This window comes from Salinigranum sp. (assembly GCF_041641895.1).
Lineage (GTDB): Archaea > Halobacteriota > Halobacteria > Halobacteriales > Haloferacaceae > Salinigranum.
On record NZ_JBEPXO010000006.1, the window covers coordinates 1 to 23,009 of the forward strand.

Sequence of the window (23,009 nt, forward strand, 5' to 3'; positions counted from 1 at the left end):
ACGAGGTGGATGCGAGACTTAAACCCGTCGAAGCTGTGGCGCGCGAAAAACCCGATTTCGGCCGGTACGGGCCGTGACAGCGACTCACAGGGGCTCGGTGTCGTGTAACACTGCCGGAGCGACCCGTCGGCTCGGTCGTAACCACGGCCACGGCCGCGGCTACGACGACGGCCGTGACCGTGGCTGTGGCTGTGGCTCGCTGGTCGGGAAGTCGGGACGGAAAACTGCTCGTTCGCGGTTGGAGCGTCGGAGGCTACGCCGCCGCCTCCTCGGTGAACACACCGAAAACCCACTTCGTTCGTTTTCGAGCGTTCGTCGCCGAAGCGGAAGCGTAGGCGACGAACACACCGGAGACTCGTTTCACTCGCCTCCGAGCCTTCCCTCGTCACCGACGGCTTACGCCGTCGCTTCCTCGGTGAAGAGCTCGTCGTACTCGCCGTCGTCGAGTCGCTCCTTGAACTCGCGGGGGTCGTTCCCCTCGATGGTGACGCCGAGCGAGGTGCAGGTACCGACGACCTCCTTCGCGGCGTTCTTCAGGTCGTACGAGAGCAGGTCGGACTGCTTCTGCTTCGCGATTTTCTGGACCTGTTCGACCGAGAGGTCGGCGACGAACTCCTTCTGGGGTTCGCCCGACCCCGTCTCGAACCCGGCCTCGTCCTTGATGAGCGCGGCCGTCGGCGGGACGCCGACCTCGATGGTGAAGGAGCCGTCGTCGTCGTACTCGACGGTGACGGGGACCTCCATGCCGTCGAACGCGGCGGTCTGGTCGTTGATTTCGCTGACGACGTCCTGGACGTTGACGGGCGTCGGTCCGAGCTCGGGTCCGAGCGGCGGGCCGGGGTTGGCCTCGCCGCCGGGAACGAGCACTTCGATAGTTCCGGCCATGTCTATTTCGACCCTCCAGCGACCTTTAACGGTTTTCTTTCCCGTCGCCACCGTGTGAGCCCGAGGCACGCGTGCTGACGTCGTCGGCAGCCACCGGCGCCTCGCCGTCACTTCCCGCGCCGTCCCCGCCGCCCTCGCCGACACCGTCGGACGGGAGGTTCGCCCCCACCCACTCGTGGTGCGCGCGGAGGTGCTGCTCGCCCGCGTCGGTGAGCGCGTATCTGTCCGCGAGGCCGTCCTGTCGCCGTGAGAGGAAGCCGTCCGTCACCAGTGCTTCGAGCGCGCCGTGGAACGTCTTCGGCCTGATCCGGTCGTCGTAGTGTCGTTCGAGCGCCGCCTTCGCCTGCTGCCCGGTCGGGTCGTCGAGCCCCGCGACGATCACGCAGATGTCGCGTCGGAGTCCGCTCTGGAGCCACCGCATGGGCGTCGTTCGGCGTGACCCCCGAAAGTCCTTGGCTCTCGCGCCACGCTCTCGCCGACTATCGGGTCTGAGAGCCGGAGGGTGAGTTTCTTACTCGTCTCCGCCGAGGACCGAACGTAGCCCGAATGACGACAGTCCGATTCAAACCCGGTCCGGCCTCGACACGAGCGTTCAACCTCGGTTCTCTCGCCGCCGCCCTCCTCGCCTGCGTGGCGATGGGCGCCTGTCTCTGGGCCGGGGTCCTGACCCTCCCCGAACTCGTCCTGCTGAGCGTCGTCGTCCTCCCGCCGTACCTGCTCCTCGTCGCGTGTGTCCTCGGCGTCTGGCTGGGGTACAGCCGCGACGCGCGGGCGCACGGCCCCGTCCGGTACTCCTAGCTCCTCAGAGCGTCACGGAGAAGTCGTCGTACCCCCCGGCCCGGACGGCGAACGCGGCCAGGAGGTCGACCGTCGCGTCCAGGTCGTCGGTGTCGACCACCTCCACCGGCGTGTGCATGTAGCGGTTGGGAATGCCCACGTTCACGGCCGGGATGCCCGAACGCGTCGTGTAGAACGCGTCGGCGTCGGTGCCCGTCCTGACCCCGGTGGCCTGGAGCTGTGAGTCGACGCCGGCCTCGTCGGCGGCCGCACGGAGAATGTCGACGAGGACGGGGTGGTTGGTACTCCCCCGGGAGACGACCGGCCCCTCCCCGAGTTTTACCGGGGTGTTCTTCTCGCCCGACACGGCCGGTGAGTCGGTCGCGTGGGTGACGTCCAGCGCGACCACCGCGTCGGGGTCGAGGTCGTAGCCCACCATGCGCGCACCCTGCAGGCCCACTTCTTCCTGCACCGTGGAGACGGCGTACACCGTTGCCTCGTGCTCCGTTTCGGCCACGCGGCGGAGTCCCTCCGCGGCGGCCCACACGCCCACGCGGTTGTCGACTCCCCGGGCGGCGAGTCTGGTCCCGTGGAGTTCGTGCAGGCCGCTGGTGAACGTCACCGGGTCGCCGACCTGGACCAGTTCCCGCGCCGTCTCCTCGTCGTCCGCGCCGACGTCGACGAACTGCGCCTCGATGTCCTCGTACTCCTCGGCGCCGTGGTCGCGCAGGTGGATTGCCGTCTGCCCGACGACGCCCTGCACGCCCCCGTCGTCGGTGTGGACGGTCACGTGCTGGCCCTTCGAGACGGTGCGGTCCGCGCCGCCGATGGGCCCGACGCGGAGGAAGCCGTCGTCAGTGACGTCGCGGACGATGAACCCGATTTCGTCGACGTGGCCGGTGAACGCGAGTTCCGGCCCCGACCCGCTCCCCTCGACGACGGCGACGGCGTTGCCGTACGCGTCCGTCCACACCTCGTCGGCGACGTCGGAGACGTAGTCGAGCCAGACGCGCTGACCGCGCGTCTCGAACCCCGAGGGGCTGTGCGTCCGCAGGAGGTCCGTGAGGAACTGCCGTGGCGTGTCGTCCATACGCCGTGTCGTACGACGGTGACGAAATACGTTGTCCCCCCGAAGCCGTCACAACGTTGATACTGCTCGTCGTCGTCTATCTCCCATGGACAAGTTCACCCTGTTCGAGTTGCACGTCCACGACGGCATGGAGTTCAGCGCGACGAACACCGCCCCCGCCATCGGCCGGTCGGCGGACGAGGACGACGAGGAGTACGCGGAACTGGCGGACGTCGTCGACGACGAGACGGAGGAGGACGCCGACGCCGGCACCGACGAGTCGTCGGGCCGGAGCGTTGGGCCGGCGGCCCTGCTCCTCGGCGTCGTCGCCCTCGCCGTCCTCGCCATCGCGCTCCGGAAGTTCAAGGGCTCCGACGCCGACCTTGAAATCGCCGAACTCGACGACTTTAGCGAGGCCCCCGACGAAGAGGAAGCCGAAATCTGAGCGGATGGGGCCTGGTTCGGCGTCCACACGGCGGCTCTCGACGGGTCACGACGTCGCGCTCCCCCTCCAGTGTCGGGCGCGACTCGGCGGCGCAGTCTTCGCCGCGGACTGGGCGCCGCTCCGCGCGACGCTGCCGCCGGACCTGACGCCGCTCCGGGTCGGCGCGCGCCGTGGCGCCGTCGCCGTCGTCGGCATCGACTACCGGCGCGCGGGGACGCTCGAGCCCTACCGCGAGGTGGCCGTCGTCGTCCCCGTCTCGACGGACGGCGTCGCCGGCGTTCCCACCTCGTTCGCCGGTCTCGGCGGCTACGTCGTCGACCTGCCGGTGACGACCGAACCGGCCCGCGCGCTCGGCGACGAGGTGTGGGGCTTCCCGAAGTCCGTGACGGGTATCGAACTCGACGGCACCCCGGGCGACCTCTCGGTCACGCTGACCGACGCGGGCACCCGGGACGTCGAACTCGCCGTCGCTCCGGGCACCGCCCGGGCCCGGCGGCTCCGCCAGCGACTCACCGCCTTCACCTATCTCGGCGACGACCTGGTCGCGGTCCCGGTCGACCTCGACGCCGAGGTCCGGTTCTCACAGACTGCCGAGGGGGTCTCGCTCGCGCGAGGGCGCGGACGCTACGCGACGCTCCTCAGGGACCTCGGCCTCCGCCCGCGGGTGTACGCTCAGTTCGTCGCCTCGCACGCGACGGCCGAGATTCACCCGCCAGAGCGCGTCGACTGACCGGCCGCATCGGACACCATTTTTATCCGCTGCCCGCAACCTCGGCACATGACTCTCTCGAGCGCCCCGGGCAAGGTGTACCTCTTCGGGGAGCACGCCGTCGTCTACGGCGAACCGGCCGTCCCGTGCGCGATCGAGCGACGGGCGCGTGTCCGCGTCGAGTCGCGCGACGACGACCACGTCCGCGTGCAGGCGACGGACCTGAGCCTCGACGGCTTCACCGTCGAGTACCACGGCTCCACGGACGACCGGCCGGACGTCGACGTGGACCGGTCGCTCGTCGACGCGGCGATGGGGTACGTCGACGCGGCCGTCGACCAGGCGCGCGACGCGGCTGACGCGCCCGACGCGGGGTTCGACATCGTCGTCGAGAGCGACATCCCGCTGGGAGCGGGTCTCGGTTCCTCCGCCGCGGTGGTCGTCGCCGGCATCGACGCCGCGACGCGCGAACTCGGCCACCGGCTCCCGCCCGAAGAACTGGCCGACCGCGCGTTCCGGGCGGAGTACGAGGTGCAGGAGGGACAGGCCTCCCGCGCGGACACGTTCTGCTCGGCGATGGGTGGGGCGGTCCGCGTCGAGGGAGACGACTGTCGGGCCATCGACACCCCCGCGCTCCCGTTCGTCGTCGGGTTCGACGGCGGTGCGGGCGACACCGGTGAACTGGTGGCCGGCGTCCGCGCGCTGCGCGAGGAGTACGACTTCGCCGCCGACACCGTCGAGAGCATCGGCGACATCGTCCGCCGCGGCGAGGAACTCTTGGAGGGGTCGGACCCGACCGAGCCCCCGACGGAGGAACTCCTGACCGAACTCGGCCGCCTCATGGACTTCGACCACGGCCTCCTCGAGGCGCTGGGCGTCTCCTCGCGGTCGCTCGACGCGATGGTGTGGGCCGCACGCGACGCCGGCGCGCACGGCGCGAAACTCACCGGGGCCGGCGGCGGGGGCTGTATCGTCGCGCTCGACCCGACGCCCGAGACGCGGACGGCGCTCCGGTTCACGCCGGGGTGTGAGGACGCGTTCCGGGCCGAGTTGGCGAGAGCGGGCGTGCGGGCGGAGGACGACGACGCGGCCGGGAGCGACGGGGAGCGCCGATGACGACGGTTCTCAAACTCGGCGGGAGCGTCGTCACCGAGAAGGACGAACCCGAGCAGGTGGACGAGGCCGCCCTCGCGTGGGCCGCGGACGCCGTCGCCGCCAGTGGCGTCGATCGGTTGGTCGCCGTCCACGGTGGCGGGTCGTTCGGCCACCACCACGCCGCGACCCACGGCGTCTCGACGACCGACGGGACGCACGACCCCGGCGCAGTCGCAGACATCCACGGGGCGATGAAGACGCTCAACCGCCGTGTGGTCGACGCGCTGCTCGCGCGGGACGTCCCAGCCGTCCCCGTCCACCCGCTGTCAGTCGGTGCCCGCGACGGCGACGGGGCGCTGGCGCTCCCGGTCGAGTCGGTCCGGACCCTCCTCGATGAGGAGTTCGTCCCCGTCCTCCACGGCGACCTGGTCGCCCACGCGGGCGAGGGAGTGACCGTCGTCTCCGGCGACGAACTCGTCACGTCGCTCGCGCGGAGCCTCGACGCCGACCGGGTCGGGATGTGCTCGACGGTCCCGGGCGTCCTGGACGACACGGGGGACGTGATCCCCCGCATCCGGGCGTTCGACGATGCGGCCGACGCCCTGGGCGGGTCGGAGACGACTGACGTCACCGGCGGGATGGCCGCGAAGGTCCGGGCGCTCCTGGCCCTCGGCGCGCCCGCGTTCGTGTTCGGCCCGGAGGAACTGGGACTGTTCCTCCGCGGCGACGACGCCGGGACGCGTATCGAGGGGCCGAGTGGCGAGGAGACCGACGCGTAGCGCGGTCAGATGTCGACGCGGAGGCCGTCCGAAGCCATCCGGACGTCGCCGTCGAAGTACTGCTCGACGCGCTGTATCATCTCGCTGTGCTTCCCGCGCGTGTGCGGGTAGAGGTGTGTGAGGTAGACGCGGCCGACGTCGGCCCCCGAGAGCGCCTCGCCCAACTGCGTCGGCGTCGGGTGGTTCGAGACGTCCACCTCGTCGGGGAACGAGCAGTCGTGTGCGAGCATCTTCGCCCCCGAGGCGAAGTTCACCAGTCCGGGGAACGCCTCGCTGTCGCCGCTGAAGACGAACTCGTCGCCGAAGCGGTAGGCGAGACACGGCATCGAGTGGCGCGTCTCCAACCCCTCGACGTCGAATCCCGCGACGGAGAACGACTCGGCACCGACCTCTCGGACGCGGAGGGCCACCCGCCCGTCGAGGTAATCGTGGACGTCCAGCAGGCCGTCGACGAGCGCCTTCGTCCCGACGGGGCCGACCACTTCGAGATGCTCCTCTCCCGCCAGCCACCGCGCCTTCAGGAGGGGGAGGAGGTCCGCGACGTGGTCGAGGTGGTGGTGGGTGAGAAGCACCGTCGAGACGGACTCGTAGCCGGTGTCGGTGGCAGAGAGGCGGTTGAGGACGCCGCTCCCACAGTCGAGGAGGAGGCGTCGTCGCCGCCCCTCGTCGCTCTCGTCGTCGGCATCGCCGTTCTCTCCGTCGCCGGCGACGGGGTCCGACTCGACGAGGAGGCCCGTCTGGACCCGTTCGGGCGTCGGCATCGCGCTCCCGGTACCGAGGAAGGTGACGCGCATACGGGTCGGTCTGCGGGCGCCCCGAAAGGCGTTCTGGTGGAGAGCAAGGTTGATTACGTTCCCCAACAGACGATTTTCATGAATTCCGGAACAAACGGAGGGGAACCGGACCGGTCACGGCCAGTCCGGAGCAGACGGGCGTTCCTCGCCAGCGCGTCGCTGGCCGCGCTCACGGGCTGTACGTTCAACGTCAACGTCGGGGGGGACGGCGGGTCGGGCCAGTCGACGACGGCACCACAGACGGCGACGACGACACCACAGACGGCGACGACGACACCGACAGCCACCGCGACACCGACAGCGACGCCGACGGCCACGCCGACTCCGACGCCGGAAGCGGAGTACGTCATCGTGACGGCAGAACCCGAACCGCGGTACGTCGTCGCGGACGTGGTGACGCCGACGCCCGGCCCGCTCCGGTACCGACTGGAGAACTTCCACCTGTACGTGGTGAGCGCGAACGACGGCGTCTTCGACTCGCCCGACACCGAGGAACTGTACGGGAGCATCGACGTGTACGGCAACGACGGGGCCGCAGACGTCGAACCGACCGCCGGCCTCCGCGAAATCTGGGACCGAAGCTCGAACGACTACGTCGAAATCGGCGAGGGGAACGGCCGCTCGCTGACGCCGGTGTTCGACCCCGTGGTGGAGTTCCCGGCGGGTGTCGACCGGGAGGCGGCGTACATCGCCATCGAGCCGAGTTTCTACGAGGCCGACAAGGGTGCCAACGGAGACGACACGCTGGAGAACTGGGCGCCGAACACGCGGTGGTTCCTGAACCAGGAGCCGACGCAGAGCGGGTACTCGCGCGACACCGGCGAGTCGTGGTTCCGAATCGACATGGACGACGGGGGCACGCACGTCCGACTCTCGTTCGACATCGTCCAGCTGTGAACCGACCGCGGGCGTCGTGACGCCCCCGTAACCGACTTACCCGCCCAGTCCTACCCCCTCACAATGAGCGACGGAGAGTGGGAGTCGGGACGGGCGCTGCTGCACGACGCCGACACGACGTTCGCGTTCGACCCCGGGGTCGTCGACGTCGCCGACGGCGACGTGCTCTCGCTCCTCGAACCTGCCGTCCGCGAGTGGTGGGTCGACCAGTTCGGCGCGTTCGTCCCACAGAACGGCGGCTTCTTCACCCCGCCACAGCGGGAGGCGGTGCCGTTCATCCACGAGCGGAAGAACGCACTCATCTGTGCGCCGACGGGGTCGGGCAAGACGCTCGCCTCCTTCACCGCCATCATCAACGAACTCTTCCGCCGTGACCGCGAGCGCGCCGAGGGGCTGAAGAACTCGGTGTACTGCCTGTACGTCTCGCCGCTGAAGTCGCTCGCGAACGACATCCACCGCAACCTCACCGAACCGCTTGACGGTATCGCCGACCGACTGGGAGAACGAGGGGAGACGTGCGACATCCGCCACGCCATCCGCCACGGCGACACCGACTCTGCCGAGCGACAGAAGATGCTGTCGGAGACGCCCCACATCCTCAACACCACCCCCGAGACCCTCGCCATCCTCCTGAACTCGCCGAAGTTCAAGGAGAAGCTCCGGACCGTCGAGTACGTCGTCGTCGACGAGATTCACTCGCTGGCGGACAACAAACGCGGGACGCACCTCTCGGTGTCGCTCGAGCGGCTGGAGGACCTCGCCCACGAGTCGCCGACGCGCATCGGCTGTTCGGCCACGGTCGAGCCGCTGGAGGCGATGGCGGACTTCCTCGTCGGCCGCGAGGGCGGCGAGCCGCGGGACTGCGAAATCGTCGACACGCGGTTCGTTCGCGACTTCGACCTCCGCCTCGAGTGTCCGACGGACGACCTCATCCACACCCCCTCGGGCGAGGTCCACGGGCGCTTCTACGACCGTCTGCACGAACTCGTCTCCAGCCACACGAACACGCTGGTGTTCACGAACACCCGGTCGGGCGCGGAGCGGGTGTTGCACACGCTCAGAGCCGAGTACGGCTACGACGAGGAGAACTCGGGCTGTCACCACGGCTCCCTCTCGAAGGAGCGCCGACAGGCGGTGGAACAGCGGTTGAAGAGCGGTGACCTCGACGTCGTCACCACGTCGACGTCGCTGGAACTGGGCATCGACATGCCCCACATCGACCTCGTGGTGCAGGTGGGGTCGCCGAAGTCGGTCGCGAGCCTCCTCCAGCGGGTCGGCCGCGCGGGACACCGACTCGGCCAGGTCGTCGAGGGCCGCGTCGTCGCCCTCGACCGGGACGAACTGGTCGAGTGTACGGTCATGCTGCGGAAGGCGACCGAGGGGTTCGTCGACCGCGTCTTCGTCCCGGAGAACGCACAGGACGTCGCCGCACAGCACGTGTACGGCATGGCCATCAACGGAGTGCGACGCGAGGCGGACGTGAAGGAGACGCTCCGGCGCGCGTACCCCTACCGAGACTTCACCGACGAGGAGTGGGAGCGTCTCATGAGCTACCTCACGGCCGACTACGAGGGACTGGAGGAGAAGAACGTCTACGCGAAGGTGTGGCGCGACACCAACGACCCCCCCGACGGCGACCACCACTACGAGGAGTTCCCCGTGGGAGAACCGCTCGTCGGCAAGCGGGGGCGGATGGCCCGCGTCATCTACATGACGAACCTCGGGACCATCCCCGACTCGTTCTCCTGTGACGTCCTCGTCCGCGGCAGCGACGAGTGGGTAGGGAGCCTCGACGAGAACTACCTCGACACGCTCGAGAAGGGCGACGTGTTCGTCCTCGGCGGGTCGAACTACGAGTACCGCTACCGCCGCGGGTCGAAGGTGTACGTCGACCCCACCTCGAAACGTCCGACGGTCCCCTCGTGGTTCTCCGAGCGCCTGCCGCTGTCGTACGACTTGGGGCGGGAGCTCGCGTCGTTCCAGGGCGAACTGCTCGAACGACTCGCGAGCGGCGGTCGGCCCGCCGTCCGCGAGTGGCTCCGAGAGTTCCCGCTCGACGAGAACTCGGTGCGGGCCGTCGCCCGGATGTTCGACGAACAGGTCCGGTACGCCGGTCCCGAGTCCGTCTCGACCGACGCGCGACTCAGCGTCGAGGAGGTGAAAGACAGAGGAGAGTACCGCCGGCACTACCACGTCCACTCGCTCTACGGCCGGCGGTTCAACGACGGCCTCTCCCGGCTCGTGGCGTACCACTGTTCGCGGCGGGCGAACGCCAACGTCCAGGTCACCGTCGCCGACAACGGGTTCACCGTGTCGATGCCGCTCAACCGGAAGGTCGACGTCGCGGGACTCGTCGAGAGCCTCGACCCCGACCAGGTCGAGTCGGACCTCCGGGCGGCGCTGGAGGGGACGGACCTCCTCAAACGCTACTTCCGCATCAACGCGACGCGCTCGCTGATGATACTCAAGCGGTACAAGGGGTACGAGAAGAGCGCGGCCCAACAGCAGGTGTCGAGCGAGATGCTGCTGTCGTTCGCCCAAGAGCTCGAGTCGTTCGCGGTGATGGAGGAGACGTACCGCGAGATACTCGACGACAAACTGAACCTCGACGCTATCGTCGACTTCCTGACGGCCGTCCAGGGCGACGAGGTGTCGGTCGAGGCCCGGGAGTCGGAGACGCCCTCCCCGCGGGCGTTCGGCCTGGCGACGCTCATGGCGAGCGACGTCGTCCTCGCCGAGGACGAGAGTCAGGTGCTCCAGGAGTTCCACGAGCGGGTGTTGGCCGCCCTCGACGACGTCGGCGACGCCGACGACCCGGCGGACACGAGCGTGAGCGAACTGGAGCAGGACTAGCCTCGGCCTACTCGAGGAGGAGTTTCAGCGCGACGAAGACGACGATTCCGATGAAGACCGCGACGCCGTAGCGGTAGAAGAGTCCGCCGTCGAGGCTCGCCGCAGTGATACCCGCGATGGAACCCGCGATGGCCCCCATCACGGCGCGCCGGACCTGTTGATTGTCCTGCCAGGTTGACTTCAGTCCCATGTCTCCGACGTTCGGCAGGTCTCGGTATCAACGTCTCGGTGTCGCTCCCCGAACGACTGTCGTGACTCCGTGGGATTCTGTCCGTACGTATCGAACGTGATGTACTAGACCAAAGCGTTATGTGACTCTCCGAGATACCGTTCTCCTGACGAACCGAAGCCTCCGGGGACGAGGGGAGATTCGAGACATGGCACTTAGCAACCGGTATCGACAGCTCGCGGCTCTCATCGATACGCTCGAGTCGCACGGGATCAGCGTACAGCAGGCCGAACCACTCGACAACGGGGAGGACATGGACGCGTCCGACGGCGGGTTCGCGGTCCAGTTGCGCGTCGAACTCCCGGCCGACGACACCGTCGACCCGTTCCCCGTCGGCCGGCCCGAGAGCGCCGAGAGGTCGGTCCCGTCGCCGGAGTCCCCGGCGAGAGGGCCGGTCGGCGTCAATCTGGCCGCGGCGGACACCGAGACGGCGGACGGGGACGTCCACCCCATCGTCGACGGGGGCGCCACGACCCACCGCGACGACGCGAGTGGACGCCCTGACCCCGACAGCCACGGGACCGACCGAGACGAAGGGGCCGACGTCGACGCCGCCGGTGGAGGGACAGCCACCGACACGGCTCACGAGACGCAGGCCACGGCAACGGCGGCAGCCGTCACCGACACGGCCGACGACGACCAGGTCGAGGCCGCGGGGGAGGACACCTCCGTGGACGACACTGCCGTCCCGTGTACGCACCCCGACTGCGAGCGGACGTTCGACACGGAGCGCGGGATGAAGATTCACCGGACGAAGGCCCACTCGCTCTCCGAACTCGCCGACACGGGGGGCCAGACCGTCCACCGCGACCCCGAGGCACTCGCACGCGTCTACGACGAGCACGAGACGTTCGCGGAGATGACGGAGGCGCTCGACGTCGACGTCGGGGCGCAGGCGGTCCGCAAGCAGATGATCCGGCACGGCATCCACGAACCGGGGTCGGGCGACCCGAACAGTGATGCGGACGCCGACAGCGTCGACGAGCGCCCTGACAGTGACGCAGCCGACGAGGGTGAGGGTGAGGGCGACGCCCACGCCCCCGACCCGTCGGCGTCGGCACCGCGCGACTGCGAGACGGACGCGTCGCTCGACACCGACGACGACACCCCCGTCGCCGACAGGCTCCCGGACCTCGACCTCCCGGGGTCGCTCTCGACCGAGGAGCTCCAGGCCGCCGTCGAGGAGGCGAACACGCTCTACGACGTCCAGCGCGCCCTCGAACTCGACCAGGAGACGGCGCGGAACGTCCTCACCGAGTACGACCTCCTCGAACTGGTCTCGGGGCGGGCCGCCGCGTTCGGCGACCGTGAGGCGCTGAAGGCGGAAATCGGCCAGCGCATCCGCCGGACGGCCACCTGACCGGTGTCGCCGCTCAGGACTCGAGCCAGGTCTCGTGGAGGTGGACCCACTCGACCCCGTTCGGCGTCTCCGCGGCGCGGCGGAACAGCACCGTCGCGACGCGTCCGGTCCGTTCGTCTCCCATCGACTGCCACTCCTCGTACGTCCCCAGACAGCTCTCCTCGCCGACGTGTCGCGGTTCGAACGCCGACGTCTCCACCGTGACGTCGTCGTGGGCGCCGTGGGCTTCGAAGACGTCGGTCGCGATGCCGTCGCGCGTCCGGGTCAGCCCCGACGGCTGGACCATCCGGAAGTCGTCCGCGAGCACGTCGACGAACCGTGACAGTTCCTCGCGTCGCTGAGGGAGTTCGCCGACGAACCACAGTTCGAAGAAGGCGTGGAGTTCGTCGACCTCTCTCGCACACCGCTCGACGAGCGAAGCGTCGGCCTCGGTCATAGTCGCCGAACGTCCCCGTCCGCCTTCAGTGCTCTCTCTCGTCAGTCCGCCCGTTCGACGTGCTGACTCGCGCGCGCCCACGCGAGCATCTCCGCGTAGAACGGCTCCGAGGAGAGCGCGTTTGCGTCGCCGACGAGGACGAGTGCCTTCTTCGCGCGCGTGAGCGCGACGTTCACCCGCCGGTGGTCCTCGAAGATGGGTCCGTCGAGCGTCCCGCTCGCGACGAACGAGATGACGACGACTTCCTTCGCAGAGCCCTGGAACCGGTCGACGGTGTCGACGGTCACGTCCACCCGTCGGCTGATCTCCGCCACCTGCGCACGGAACGGGGCGATGACGCCGATGTCGTCCGGGTCGACCCCGCTGTCGAGGAACGACTCGACCACTTCGGCGACGCGGTCAGCCTCGACGGGGTTCGCGTTCCCCTCGCGGCGGCCGCCGGGGTCGACGAACGACACCCGGTCCCGGAGTGCCGGCGGGAGGCGGCCGGGGTCGACCCCCGGCAGGTCCGCGAGGCGCTGGGCGGCGACGGCCCCCGAGGCCGGACGTAGCTGATTGTCGTAGAACTGCTTCGACGAGAACGCCTGGATGCGCTGGGCCATCCGGTACTGCCGGTCGAGCATCACCGACGCCTCGGGGTAGCGCTCGACGAGACGCTGGAAGAGCGACGTCTGCAACTCCGTCTCGGCGCGGACCACCGGCGGCAGTTGCTTGTGGTCGCCGACGAGGACGAACCGGTCGGCGAGGTTGATGGCGGCGAGCGTCCCGGGTTCGGTCAACTGCGACGCCTCGTCGACGAGTGCGACGTCGAACGCCTGCTCGCGGAGCGCACGCGACCCGCAGGCGGCGGTGGTCGCCGCGACCACCGGGGCGTCTCGGAAGGCCGCCGCGAGTTCGTCGGGGTCGCCACGCCGCTCGAGTCGGATGTCGTGCATGTCCTCGCGGACGCCCGTCTCGCTCCCCACCCGAACCGCGTCCTCGAACCCCTGGTCGCGGAGGGCTTCGAGCGCGTTGTCGACCGCGCGGTTGGTGAACGCCGACAGGAGGACCCGGTCGCCGCGCTCGACGAAGGCGCGGACGGTCCGGGCGATGGTGTATGTCTTTCCGGTACCGGGCGGGCCGTGGACGAGCGCGAGGTCCTCGGCGTTCACCGCGCGGTTCACGGCCGCGTTCTGCGAGTCGTTGTTGTCGACGTAGGTCCGCTCGTCGTCGCGGAACTCGGGGTCGGTTCGTCCGAAGAGGACGTCCTTCCGGCGCTCGTCACCCTTCAGCAGGGCGTCGTGGAGTGCGGTGAGGAGCCGCGAGATGGTGATTTCGGAGGGGTAGACGTCCAGCCGTCGGAGTTCGACGGGTTCGTCCGTCGTCACGACCACCTCGCTCCCGAGTCGCTCGATGCGACAGAGTTCGGCGTGGCCGCGGACGGGGTCGCCGTCGGAGGCGAGCGCGACGTCCCCCTCGCGGAGTTTCGAGACGGCGTCGCTTGCCTTCCGGGCGCGGAGTTCCCACCGGCCGTCGTCGCGCTCGCGCTCGCCGAGCGGGTCGAGGTCCACGAGCGCCCGGTCGTCGGCCGCCCGTTCCTCCCCGCTCTGCTCCCACAGTTTCCGGTACTCGCGGTGGACTGCCCGGCGCTCGGCCTCCAGGTCGGCGTAGGTCCGGTCGAAGTACGCGAGTTCCTCGTCGGGAATCGCGGACCCGACCTGCCCCGCCTTCGACTCCTGGTCGAGACGGCCCGAGACGACCATGCAGGTGTCCTGCTCGAAACAGTACTCGCACTTCGCGTTGGCCTCGTAGCCGGTGGGGACGCCAGTCGCGTGCTCCATCGCGGCGATCTCGTTCCGTGTCCGCACGACGTACTTCAGGAGGCCGGGACCGATGGAGAAGTCCTTCGCCGGCGAGAGGTCGCCGCTCTCCTCGGTGCGTTCGAGTGCCGTGTTCTTGGTGTAGAGGAGCGTCCCCGTGTCGGGAGCCTCCTCGCCGGAGTCGGCGAGCATCAGCGCGTAGGCAGCGGCCTGAATCTTGTCCTGGAAGCGTGGGTCGCGCTTGAGGTTCTTGCCCGTCTTCAGCTCTACGGGCGACCCGCGCCGGATGGCGTCGGCCCGACCCTTCATGCCGAACGTCGGCGAGATGAGCGTGTACTCCGAGCGCCACTCGTCCTCCTCCGAGAGCGTCCCCTGTGCCAGCCACCCCTCGATGGCGGCGGCGTTGCGCCGCACCTCGTCCGCCACCTTGGTCGCGTCCCTGCCGAGCAGGCCGATGTCGAGGCCCGCTTCCGCGACGCGCTCTCGAATCGACTCCTCCAGGTCGACGCCGCGGAGGAGGTCCCCGAACACCTCGTGGACGATGGTCCCCTTGACGACGGGGTAGTTCAGCGGGACGCCTGAGAGCTTGTTCAGGTAGTACATCCGCGGGCACTGTACCCACGAGCGGACGTCGGTCACGTCGACGAGGAAGTCCGGTTCGAGCACGACGTACGAGTCGCCCGACGTCGAGTAGGTCGTCTCCCCGCGGAACTCCTTCTCGTCGGCGTCCGTCACCAGGAGGTCCATCCCCGGTTCGGCGTAGTCGGCCGTCTCCGTCCACTTGCCCCAGAGCGTCACGCCGAGCGAGTCGCGGTCGTCGGGCCGGACGGTGAGTTCGACGAGGTCGCTCTCGCCGTACTGCGTGTTCACCGTCTTCACGTCGCCGACCTCGAGGATTCGACCGCGAACGTTCACGACCGCTCCACGCCCCCGACGAGTAAAAAGCCTGGTTTCGACCGGTCAGCGGAGTTTGAAGTAGAGCCAGCGCCAGACGCTCAGGCCGACGACGCCGACGACGAGCGTGACGCCGAAGAAGACGGCGAGCGGGACGAGTCGCCCCATCAGGGGGCCGTTGGAGTCGAACGGGAGTGCCACTCGGAGCACGATGCCGATGACGTCGGCGACGACCCACGACCGTATCGCGAGCGGGATGGCGGCTTTGGCCGACTCCGCGGCCCCCGCCGAGTACGCGCCCACGAGTGGCGCGGCGACGACCCAGCCGACGAGGAAGGGAAGAAGCGTCAGTGCGAGTCCGACCGGGTTCTCCGTGAGGTACGCGACGCCGTTGTGTCGTGCCGTCCCGAACGACAACAACAGCGCGAGTACCAGTACGTCCCCAACGGCCAGGGGCAACGCGGCCGTGACGATGCGCCCGTCCAGGAACGACCCTGTCGAGGTTGCCATACGCGGTTCTTCTGTGGGGTGCCTCTTGGCTTCCCCGGTTCAGTCTGGCGACTCGGGCACCCGGCCGGCGACGACGTAGCCGAACCCGCCGCGGACGACGCGCGCCGAGAGACCCTCCCGTTCGAGAAAGCGTGCCAGGTCGTCCGGCGTCGAGAACGTCGAGTCGAAGCCCACCGCGTGTTCGAGGCCGACGAGCGCCCGACCCCGGAGCGTCGAGGGGTCGAAGTCGGAGACGACGACCACGCCACCGGGTGCGACGACACGCCGTGCCTCGGCGACGAGCGCACGCTGGTCGCGGACGTGGTGGAGCGCGTCGGCGACGACGACGGCGTCGACGGCGTCCGTCTCGACCGGGAGTCTGGTCGCGTCCGCCGCGAGACACGCGTGTCCCCGTCTCCGGGCGACGTCGAGCATCCCCACCGACCGGTCGACGACGACGACGCCGTGTTCGTCGTCGCCGGATGTGACGACGCCCGACAGCGCCCGTGCGATTCGTCCGGTCCCGCCGGCGACGTCGAGGACCGTCCCGACCGGACGGTGTGACAGCGACAGGGCGTCCGACAGCGCCGCCCCGTTCCCGGGCGGCATCAGGCGGTCGTACAGTGGGGCGACGCGGTCGAAGAACCGGACGTCGCCGGGTCCGTGGTCGAGCATACCGGCGAGTCGAGGGCGAGCGAGGAGAAGCTTTGCCCCGTCCGGTCCGGTCGATACCCCGATGGCTGGGGAGGGTCGCGTGCGGGACGGGGGAGGTGGCCGCTCCTCCGACGGGGTGGACGGGACAGGAGGAGTGGCCCCGGTCTACTCCCGACGGAGCACGACGAGGACTGCGAGAGTGAGCGCGACGAGGGTCACGCCGAGACCGAAGCCGGGGAACCGCGTCGACGTCGACATCGGGGAGGTCGACGTGGCGGAGCTGGCCGGTTCGACGACGGTGATGGTCGCGGTCCGGTCGTCGACGCGGGCCGTGTACGTGCCGGGCTGGACGATGTTGTAGACGAACTCGACGACCGTCTCACCGCCGGCCGGGACGGTGACGTTCCGGGTGTTGACCACCTCGCCGAACAGTTCGAGTTCGACCGTGTCGGTGTCGGCTTCCGACTGTGGGTTCGACACGGTCACCAGGATAGTCGCTTGCCTGTTCGTGGTGATTCGGGACGGCCGGGCCTCGACGTCGGTCACCACGGTGTCGTCGCCGGTCAGGTCGTCGGTGTCCGCAGTGCTGGTCACGGTCTTCACGACGGAACTGGAGTTCGGCTCCGGCGTCGGTGTCGACGTCGCGGACGGGGGTGGGGTCGGTGTGGCCGTGGAGGTGGGCGTTTCGGTCTCCTCGTCCTCGAAGAGGTCGAACACGCCACCACCGCTACCGCCACCGCCGCCACCACCGCCGCTACTCCCGCCGTCGTCGTCCGACGGGTCGCTTGACGTCGCTGTCGGCGTGGGGGTCGTCGTCTGCGTTCCGGTCGTCCCGTTCGTCGGTGTCTCGGTCGGTGTGGCCGTCTGCGTCGGCGTCTCCGTCCGCGTCGACGTCGGACTCGTGGTCGGCTCTTCGGCCGGTTCTTCGGTCGGTGCCTCGGTCGGGGTCTCCGACGACGTCGGTGTCCCGGTCGGAGTCGCCGTCGGCGTCTCGGTCGGTGTGGCCGTCTGCGTCGGCGTCTCGGTCGGAGTCTCCGACGACGTCGGGTCCTCGGTGAGGGTCGCCGTCGCTGTCGGAGTTGGCGTCGCTGTCGGTGTCGCTGTCGGAGTTGGCGTCGCTGTCGGTGCCGGCGTCGGGGTCGGGGTGGGCGTCTCCGTGGGGGTCGCCGTCGGCGTCTCGGTCGGTGTCGCCGTGGCAGTCGCCGTCGGCTCGACGGTGTCGACCTGTGCGAGGGACGTCGTAGAACCGGACGACGCGACGCTCGGAGGGCTGAACGCCGAGAGTACGACGAGCGTGACGACGAGTCCGGCGACGATAGGGGTGCGACTACGTATCATGCGTGAGGACCGCCCACTGCGCGTGGTGGAATGGCCGTCTCTCTCCTCTTTTAAATCACCCTCGTTATTATCGGCAATCATATATTTCAAGCAGACAGTCAGTATCGAGCGAACGTGAAAGACGCCCACAACCCCCTCGTCTCGGTCCTCCCACGGTGCCGTCCCACGCGCTTCGCGCCGCCGCCACTCGCACGCTGGGCCAGGCGGGGTCGTGATGGACCGTCCCCACGGGAGGCTGCCGGCAGGTCCGTCGGGTTTGGGTGACCGAGGGAAAGACACAGGCCGCTCGTCGTGCTGTGCTCGGTATGGAGTACGCGTTCCTCGGCTGGCACGACGGTCACGGAGGAGGGGGAGAAGACGGGTCGCGACTCCGACTCGACTACCGCGGGTTCGCCTACGCCGGCAAGTTCGTCACCTCGTCGACGGGTGTGGCGGTCGTCCGCGACCCGACGGACCCACTCGACGTCGACGTGGGGGTGGACGGACCCCCACAGATCGGCGACCCGACGGTCGTCGCCGCCGTCGCGTTCAACGAGGACCGGACGGACGCTGAGACGCTGTGGCTCCGGTACGTCACCGTCCGGACGGACCGCCGGGGAGAGGAACTCGGGCCGCGACTCGTCGCGTTCGTCTGCGACCGGGCCCGCGAACGCGGCTACGAGCGGTGTCGCATCGCCGTGAACAACGTCTTCTCCTACGAGGCGCTCTCGAAGGTCGGGTTCGCCTACACGGGCCGGGAGACCGGCCTGGCCGAACTCGTGCTGGACCGCGACTTCGACGGGAGCGGCGTCGACGCCGACACCTACCAGCGCGGCCTGGACGTCTTCCGTGCCCGGGACCTGAGTGCCGAAGAGCGGACCTTCCTGGCGTCGCGGGAGGGAGCGGGCCCACCGGAAGGCGTCGGCGCTCTCGGCGAGGGCGACGAGTGAGGTTTCTGCGCGAGCCGTGAAGCCATCCGGGCATGGTCCCCCTCCAGTTCGGTCTCCCCGGCGGTCCCGAACTCCTGCTACTCGGCCTGCTCCTCCTGGTCGTCCCGTTCGTCCTGGCGTACTGGGTCTACACCGACGCCGAGCGACGCGGCGAAGACGACGCGGCGTTCTGGGCGCTCGCCGTCGGCGCGCTGACGTATCTGACGTTCTTCGGCGGCCTGCTCGCCGTCGTCGTCTACCGCTGGCAGCGCGACGACCCCGACCGGAGGACGGTCTGAGGTCAGTCCCGCCGCCGACGGCCGCGACGCCGTGTCGTTAAGACGTTCCGCCTCGACACCCCGACAATGGGAAACGCAGACCTCCGCAGCCTCGCAGCCCTCACGGACGTCGCGTGGGACGACATCTCGGGGAGTGTGGTCGCCGTCGACGCGCACAACTGGCTCTACCGGTATCTGACGACGACGGTCAAGTGGACCCGCGACGAGGTGTACACGACAGACGAGGGCGAGGAGGTGGCGAACCTCGTCGGTCTCGTCCAGGGCCTGCCCAAGTTCTTCGAACACGACCTCGTGCCCGTCTTCGTCTTCGACGGCGGCGTCACCGACTTGAAGGACGACGAGGTGGAGAAGCGTCGGGAGGCGAAGGAGAAGGCCCGAGAGCGACTCGAAGACGCCAGAAAACGCGGCGACACCGTCGAGGCGGCCCGCCTCGAAGCCCGGACCCAGCGGCTCACCCCCGTCATCCAGGAGACGACGCGCGAACTCCTCTCGCTCCTCGACGTGCCGTACATCGAAGCGCCCGCCGAGGGCGAGGCGCAGGCGTCGTACATGGCGCGGACGGGTGACGTCGACTACGTGGGGAGCGAGGACTACGACACCCTGCTGTTCGGCGCACCCTACACCCTCCGCGGCCTGACGAGCAAGGGCGTCCCCGAGTTGATGAGCCTCGAGGCCACTCTCGAGGAGAACGACCTCACGTGGGAGCAACTCGTGGACGTGGCAATCCTCTGTGGCACCGACTTCAACCAGGGCATCAGAGGCGTCGGACCGAAGACGGCGGTGAAGGCGGTCAGGGAACACGGCGACCTCTGGGGCGTCCTCGACGCGCGTGGCGACCACATCCCGAACGCGGACCGCGTCCGCGACCTCTTCTTGGACCCGCCGGTGACTGACGACTACGCGTACGACGTCGACATCGACCCCGACGTCGAGGCCGCCCGACGCTACGTCGTCGAGGAGTGGGCGGTCGACGCGAGCGAGGTCCAGACGGGGTTCGAGCGAATCGAGGAGTCGCTCGTCCAGACTGGTCTCGACCGCTGGACCTGAGTCGCGACGCGACGCGTCAGACCGCGGCCTTCACCACGTGGACGGGGACGTCGGCCATGCGGACGACGCGCTCGGTCACGCTCCCGACGAGACGGCGGTACTCGTCGTCCCGCCGCTCGGTCCCCATCACGACGAGGTCCGCGCCGACCACCGGAATCGCGTCGAGGATAGCCTCGTGCGGCGACCCCTCGACGACGTGCTGTTCGACGGGGACACCCCCGTCGGTGGCGCGGGCGGCGGCCGTTTCGAGCGCCCTCGTGCCGTGCGACTCGAGGGCGTGTTCGACGCCCTCGATGGCGTCGATACCCGCGTAGTGGTTCACGATGTCCGTGTCGACCACGTAGAGCAAGTGGAGGGTCGCGTCGTACCGTTCCGCGAGGTCGAGCGCGTGGTCGACGGCCAGTTCGGACCCGGCGCTCCCGTCGGTGGGCAGGAGGATAGTCTGGTACATCGCGAACGCCCGTACGACAGCCGGCCACAAAACACGAACGACCGCTTCCCGTCGGCTGAGATGTGACGAATCGACGCGCCGAGTCGCCGGGACGGGGTCAGGAGACGTCGTCGATGGCGTCGAGGACGAGGTTCGCACCGAGGTCGACCTCCCGTTCGGTCACGTCGAGCGGTGGGAGGACACGGAGCGTCTTGTAGCCACAGCCGAGGGTGAGGAGGCCGCGGGCCAGCGCTGCCTCCTGCACCGCGTCGCGTCGCTCGGCCGTGTCGAACTCGACAGCGAGCAGCAGTCCCAGTCCCCGGACGTCCTCGACGACGGACCGGTCGGCGTCCGCGAGCAGTTCGACGAACTGGGTGCCCCGGGCAGTGGCGTTCGAGAGGAGGTCGCGGTCCTCGATGACGTCGATGGTGAGCGCTCCCTGTGCGGCGGCGACGAGGTCACCCGCACCCCACGTCGACGAGAGGCGGCCCTCCTCGTCGGGGAACAGTTCCTCTCGACCGACGGTCGCCCCGACCCGGAGCGCCTTGGCCGAGCAGAGGAGGTCCGGTTCGAGCGCCGAGTGATCCGAGGCCCACCACTCCCCGGTCCGGCCGAGGCCGGTCTGTATCTCGTCGGCGACGAGGGTGACGTCGTGTTCCTCGACGAGGGCAGCCACCTCGTCGGTGAACGCCTCGCTCGGGAAGCGGTAGCCGCCCTCTCCCTGGACGGGTTCGAGGACGACGTACGCGACTTCCTCCGGGGGGAGGTGTCCCCGGTCGGGGTCGAGTTTCCGGCGCAGCCGCGACGTCTCCCCCTCCTCGACGAAGAACCCACACGAACACGTCTCGGGCGTGCACGTCCGGTCGTCGCAGAAGGGGACGTCGACGACCCCGGCCACTTCGGGGAAGTGCCGGCGGTACTTCTCTTTCGAGCGGTTGAGCGAGAGCGCCCCGAGCGTCCGACCGTGGAAGGCTCCCTCGAACGTGACGCCGTGTTTCGCCCCGCCCGAGTCGTCGTAGGCGACCTTGATGGCGTTCTCGATCGCTTCCGCTCCCGAGTTCGAGAGGAACACGGTGTCCATCCCGTACTGGTCGGTGAGACGCGTGAGGCGGTCCATCAACCCGGCCGGCCCGGGGACGTCCTGCTCGTCCGGGAGGTGGTGGCCGCCGGCGACGTAGAAGTCCTGTCCCGCGACTTTCAGGGGGTCGACGAGGTCGAACTCGCGGAGTCTGTTTAGGAGGTCGGGGTTGTTGTAGCCGAGGGGGGCGGCCGCGACGTGGCTGGTGAAGTCCATGAGGACGTTGCCGTCGACGTCGGTGCAGAACGGGCCCTCGGCGGGGGCGGTTCGGTCCCAGACGAAGTCGTACACGTAGGTACTGAGCGCGGCCGTCGACTGGTGGTAGTCGACCCACTCCGCCGCACGCGTGCCGGGGAACCCGTCCACCCGCGGCTCCGCCGTCTCTCGATTCATGGCCGTGCTACGCCCAGGGTGTTCAAAAGCGGTTCGCTGGGCGGTCCTCACCTCCCTTCGGTCACACGAGCGTCACGAGCGCGGTTGCCACCCCGCTGGCGACGAGCAGGACGACCGACCACCAGGCGACGGCACGGGTGAACGAGTCCGGCCCGGCCAGAGCCAGCGCCGTCTTGACTAGCACGCTCGCCGTCGTGGCCAGGAGGACGGCGACCACCGCGCTCTGTCCGGTGACGCTCCCTCCACGGTAGAGGAGGACCGCCGTCGTCGTCGCGCCCGCAGAGGAGACCAGTCCCGAGACGAACGAACTCACGTACAGGCCGGCCGTCCCGAACGCCGTCTGGGCGGCCGTTCCCGCGGCGAGGATGAGGAGGAAGACGGCACCGAAGCCCAGCGCGTTCCGGAGCGAGAAGGGGCTCCCGAAGTCCAGTTCGACCGACTCGTGTCGGTTCGCCGTCAACAGCGCGACGAGGACCGCCCCGAGGACGAACGTGCCCAGCGGGACCACGGCCGCGAACAGCGGCGACGGCAGCGAGAACGCCAGCGTGATGACGAGGTTACGGACGGCCATCGCCGCGTCGGCGAGGAGGACGGCCGCGACGGCGAACGCTTCGAGTTCGGGTCGACGCCGGACGTGGTCGAGGGTGCTCCCGACCACCGCAGTGGAGGAGGCGAGGCCGCCGAAGAAGCCCGTCACGACGACGCCGATGCCGCCGTAGGTCCGGACGACGGTGTAGTTGACGAAGCCGATGCCGGCGACGGTGACGACCATGAGCCACGCGATGCGCGGTTCGAGCGTGACGCTCTGGACGGTGATGTCGCCGGCGGGGAGGAGCGGGAAGACGACGAACGCGAGGATGGCGAACTCGGAGACCGAGCGGAGTTCGTCCCGCGTGAGCGCCCCGGCGAAGTCGTGGAGTTCACGCTTCAGCACGAGGAGCAACGACGAGACGACGGCGACGGTGACACCGGCCAGGACGAACTCCATGAGCACGAGTGCCCCGACGCCGTACGCGACGAGGAGCGAGGCGGCCGTCGTGAGGTGGAGCGACCCCTCCTCACGGAGAGCGGCGAGCGACAGCGACGCGGCCTGGACGACGACGAACAGCCCTCCGACGAGGAAGGCCCCCTCGAACCCCGTCTCACGGGCGACGAGGGTGAAGACGCCGCCGGCGAGGCCGGTGAGCGAGAACGTCCGCATCCCCGCGTCGATGTCCGACCACTCCCGTTCGAGACCGAGGAACAGTCCGAGCAGGGCGGCGAGGATGAGGAGCACCGCCGGCTGGACCAGCAACTCCTCCACCACGATGTCGACCTGCGCCGGGGTGAACATATGAGTACACTCATCACAG

General features: G+C 69.3%; 24 protein-coding genes. 11 read left to right on the plus strand and 13 right to left on the minus strand.

Annotation, left to right across the window (positions count from 1 at the left end; all coding sequences use genetic code 11):
* Positions 1 to 396: 396 nt before the first annotated feature.
* Positions 397 to 885: a 50S ribosomal protein L11 gene (locus tag ACESK5_RS02030; protein ID WP_372909879.1), complete on the minus strand. Its 489-nt coding sequence runs from the start codon at positions 883 to 885 to the stop codon at positions 397 to 399.
* Between the two features lie 25 nt (positions 886 to 910).
* Positions 911 to 1,306, minus strand: a complete 396-nt coding sequence (locus tag ACESK5_RS02035; protein WP_372909880.1) for a PadR family transcriptional regulator — start codon at positions 1,304 to 1,306, stop codon at positions 911 to 913.
* Positions 1,307 to 1,431: 125 nt separating this feature from the next.
* On the opposite strand from ACESK5_RS02035, the gene ACESK5_RS02040 reads away from it, so the two are divergent.
* Positions 1,432 to 1,683, plus strand: coding sequence for a hypothetical protein (locus tag ACESK5_RS02040; RefSeq protein ID WP_372909881.1), 252 nt, complete (start codon positions 1,432 to 1,434; stop codon positions 1,681 to 1,683).
* Between the two features lie 4 nt (positions 1,684 to 1,687).
* Here the strand turns inward: ACESK5_RS02040 and ACESK5_RS02045 are convergent, their stop codons facing one another.
* A complete protein-coding gene (locus ACESK5_RS02045) occupies positions 1,688 to 2,752 on the minus strand; it encodes a M20/M25/M40 family metallo-hydrolase (protein ID WP_372909882.1) in 1,065 nt (354 codons plus the stop codon).
* 85 nt (positions 2,753 to 2,837) lie between these two features.
* Between ACESK5_RS02045 and ACESK5_RS02050 the strand changes: the two genes are divergently transcribed.
* From ACESK5_RS02050 to ACESK5_RS02065, 4 genes are read left to right on the plus strand one after another with little or no spacing between them, the layout of a single operon-like run.
* On the plus strand, positions 2,838 to 3,176 hold the full coding sequence (locus tag ACESK5_RS02050; RefSeq protein ID WP_372909883.1) for a hypothetical protein: 339 nt from the start codon (positions 2,838 to 2,840) through the stop codon (positions 3,174 to 3,176).
* A gap of 4 nt (positions 3,177 to 3,180) precedes the next feature.
* On the plus strand, positions 3,181 to 3,906 hold the full coding sequence (locus ACESK5_RS02055; RefSeq protein WP_372909884.1) for an acetoacetate decarboxylase family protein: 726 nt from the start codon (positions 3,181 to 3,183) through the stop codon (positions 3,904 to 3,906).
* 48 nt (positions 3,907 to 3,954) lie between these two features.
* Positions 3,955 to 5,001, plus strand: coding sequence for a mevalonate kinase (mvk, locus tag ACESK5_RS02060; RefSeq protein ID WP_372909885.1), 1,047 nt, complete (start codon positions 3,955 to 3,957; stop codon positions 4,999 to 5,001).
* A complete protein-coding gene (locus ACESK5_RS02065; protein ID WP_372909886.1) occupies positions 4,998 to 5,759 on the plus strand; it encodes an isopentenyl phosphate kinase in 762 nt (253 codons plus the stop codon). The genes mvk and ACESK5_RS02065 overlap by 4 nt, the downstream gene beginning before the upstream one ends.
* A gap of 5 nt (positions 5,760 to 5,764) precedes the next feature.
* Here the strand turns inward: ACESK5_RS02065 and ACESK5_RS02070 are convergent, their stop codons facing one another.
* Positions 5,765 to 6,553 (minus strand): MBL fold metallo-hydrolase, encoded by a 789-nt coding sequence (locus tag ACESK5_RS02070; RefSeq protein WP_372909887.1) that lies wholly within the window; start codon positions 6,551 to 6,553, stop codon positions 5,765 to 5,767.
* A gap of 78 nt (positions 6,554 to 6,631) precedes the next feature.
* Here ACESK5_RS02070 and ACESK5_RS02075 point away from each other — a divergent pair, with 78 nt between their 5' ends.
* Positions 6,632 to 7,450, plus strand: coding sequence for a hypothetical protein (locus tag ACESK5_RS02075; protein ID WP_372909888.1), 819 nt, complete (start codon positions 6,632 to 6,634; stop codon positions 7,448 to 7,450).
* Positions 7,451 to 7,513: 63 nt separating this feature from the next.
* Positions 7,514 to 10,303 carry an ATP-dependent helicase gene (locus tag ACESK5_RS02080; RefSeq protein ID WP_372909889.1) on the plus strand — a complete coding sequence of 930 codons (2,790 nt, stop codon included), beginning with the start codon at positions 7,514 to 7,516 and terminating at the stop codon, positions 10,301 to 10,303.
* A 7-nt stretch (positions 10,304 to 10,310) separates the two neighbouring features.
* On the opposite strand, the gene ACESK5_RS02085 is transcribed toward ACESK5_RS02080, so the two are convergent.
* On the minus strand, positions 10,311 to 10,493 hold the full coding sequence (locus ACESK5_RS02085; protein ID WP_372909890.1) for a hypothetical protein: 183 nt from the start codon (positions 10,491 to 10,493) through the stop codon (positions 10,311 to 10,313).
* 187 nt (positions 10,494 to 10,680) lie between these two features.
* Here ACESK5_RS02085 and ACESK5_RS02090 point away from each other — a divergent pair, with 187 nt between their 5' ends.
* Positions 10,681 to 11,892 (plus strand): hypothetical protein, encoded by a 1,212-nt coding sequence (locus ACESK5_RS02090; protein ID WP_372909891.1) that lies wholly within the window; start codon positions 10,681 to 10,683, stop codon positions 11,890 to 11,892.
* 13 nt (positions 11,893 to 11,905) lie between these two features.
* On the opposite strand, the gene ACESK5_RS02095 is transcribed toward ACESK5_RS02090, so the two are convergent.
* The 5 genes from ACESK5_RS02095 to ACESK5_RS02115 all read right to left on the minus strand — a co-directional run bounded on the left by ACESK5_RS02095 (position 11,906) and on the right by ACESK5_RS02115 (position 17,502).
* On the minus strand, positions 11,906 to 12,328 hold the full coding sequence (locus ACESK5_RS02095) for a hypothetical protein (RefSeq protein ID WP_372909892.1): 423 nt from the start codon (positions 12,326 to 12,328) through the stop codon (positions 11,906 to 11,908).
* 41 nt (positions 12,329 to 12,369) lie between these two features.
* Positions 12,370 to 15,042 carry an AAA domain-containing protein gene (locus ACESK5_RS02100; RefSeq protein WP_372909893.1) on the minus strand — a complete coding sequence of 891 codons (2,673 nt, stop codon included), beginning with the start codon at positions 15,040 to 15,042 and terminating at the stop codon, positions 12,370 to 12,372.
* Positions 15,043 to 15,087: 45 nt separating this feature from the next.
* On the minus strand, positions 15,088 to 15,531 hold the full coding sequence (locus ACESK5_RS02105) for a DUF3054 domain-containing protein (RefSeq protein ID WP_372909894.1): 444 nt from the start codon (positions 15,529 to 15,531) through the stop codon (positions 15,088 to 15,090).
* Positions 15,532 to 15,570: 39 nt separating this feature from the next.
* Positions 15,571 to 16,185 carry a methyltransferase domain-containing protein gene (locus tag ACESK5_RS02110; protein WP_372909895.1) on the minus strand — a complete coding sequence of 205 codons (615 nt, stop codon included), beginning with the start codon at positions 16,183 to 16,185 and terminating at the stop codon, positions 15,571 to 15,573.
* 144 nt (positions 16,186 to 16,329) lie between these two features.
* Positions 16,330 to 17,502 (minus strand): hypothetical protein, encoded by a 1,173-nt coding sequence (locus ACESK5_RS02115; RefSeq protein WP_372909896.1) that lies wholly within the window; start codon positions 17,500 to 17,502, stop codon positions 16,330 to 16,332.
* 305 nt (positions 17,503 to 17,807) lie between these two features.
* On the opposite strand from ACESK5_RS02115, the gene ACESK5_RS02120 reads away from it, so the two are divergent.
* The 3 genes from ACESK5_RS02120 (at position 17,808) to fen (ending at position 19,756) form a co-directional block, all read left to right on the plus strand.
* Positions 17,808 to 18,431, plus strand: coding sequence for a GNAT family N-acetyltransferase (locus ACESK5_RS02120; RefSeq protein ID WP_372909897.1), 624 nt, complete (start codon positions 17,808 to 17,810; stop codon positions 18,429 to 18,431).
* Between the two features lie 32 nt (positions 18,432 to 18,463).
* Positions 18,464 to 18,709: a hypothetical protein gene (locus tag ACESK5_RS02125; protein WP_372909898.1), complete on the plus strand. Its 246-nt coding sequence runs from the start codon at positions 18,464 to 18,466 to the stop codon at positions 18,707 to 18,709.
* A 66-nt stretch (positions 18,710 to 18,775) separates the two neighbouring features.
* The gene (gene fen, locus ACESK5_RS02130) at positions 18,776 to 19,756 is read left to right on the plus strand and encodes a flap endonuclease-1 (protein ID WP_372909899.1); all 981 of its coding nucleotides are present in this window, start codon (positions 18,776 to 18,778) and stop codon (positions 19,754 to 19,756) included.
* A 16-nt stretch (positions 19,757 to 19,772) separates the two neighbouring features.
* Here the strand turns inward: fen and ACESK5_RS02135 are convergent, their stop codons facing one another.
* The 3 genes from ACESK5_RS02135 to ACESK5_RS02145 all read right to left on the minus strand — a co-directional run bounded on the left by ACESK5_RS02135 (position 19,773) and on the right by ACESK5_RS02145 (position 22,990).
* The gene (locus ACESK5_RS02135; protein ID WP_372909900.1) at positions 19,773 to 20,207 is read right to left on the minus strand and encodes a universal stress protein; all 435 of its coding nucleotides are present in this window, start codon (positions 20,205 to 20,207) and stop codon (positions 19,773 to 19,775) included.
* 97 nt (positions 20,208 to 20,304) lie between these two features.
* Positions 20,305 to 21,657: an aspartate aminotransferase family protein gene (locus ACESK5_RS02140; RefSeq protein WP_372909901.1), complete on the minus strand. Its 1,353-nt coding sequence runs from the start codon at positions 21,655 to 21,657 to the stop codon at positions 20,305 to 20,307.
* Positions 21,658 to 21,718: 61 nt separating this feature from the next.
* Positions 21,719 to 22,990, minus strand: a complete 1,272-nt coding sequence (locus ACESK5_RS02145) for an MgtC/SapB family protein (RefSeq protein WP_372909902.1) — start codon at positions 22,988 to 22,990, stop codon at positions 21,719 to 21,721.
* Positions 22,991 to 23,009: the final 19 nt, after the last annotated feature.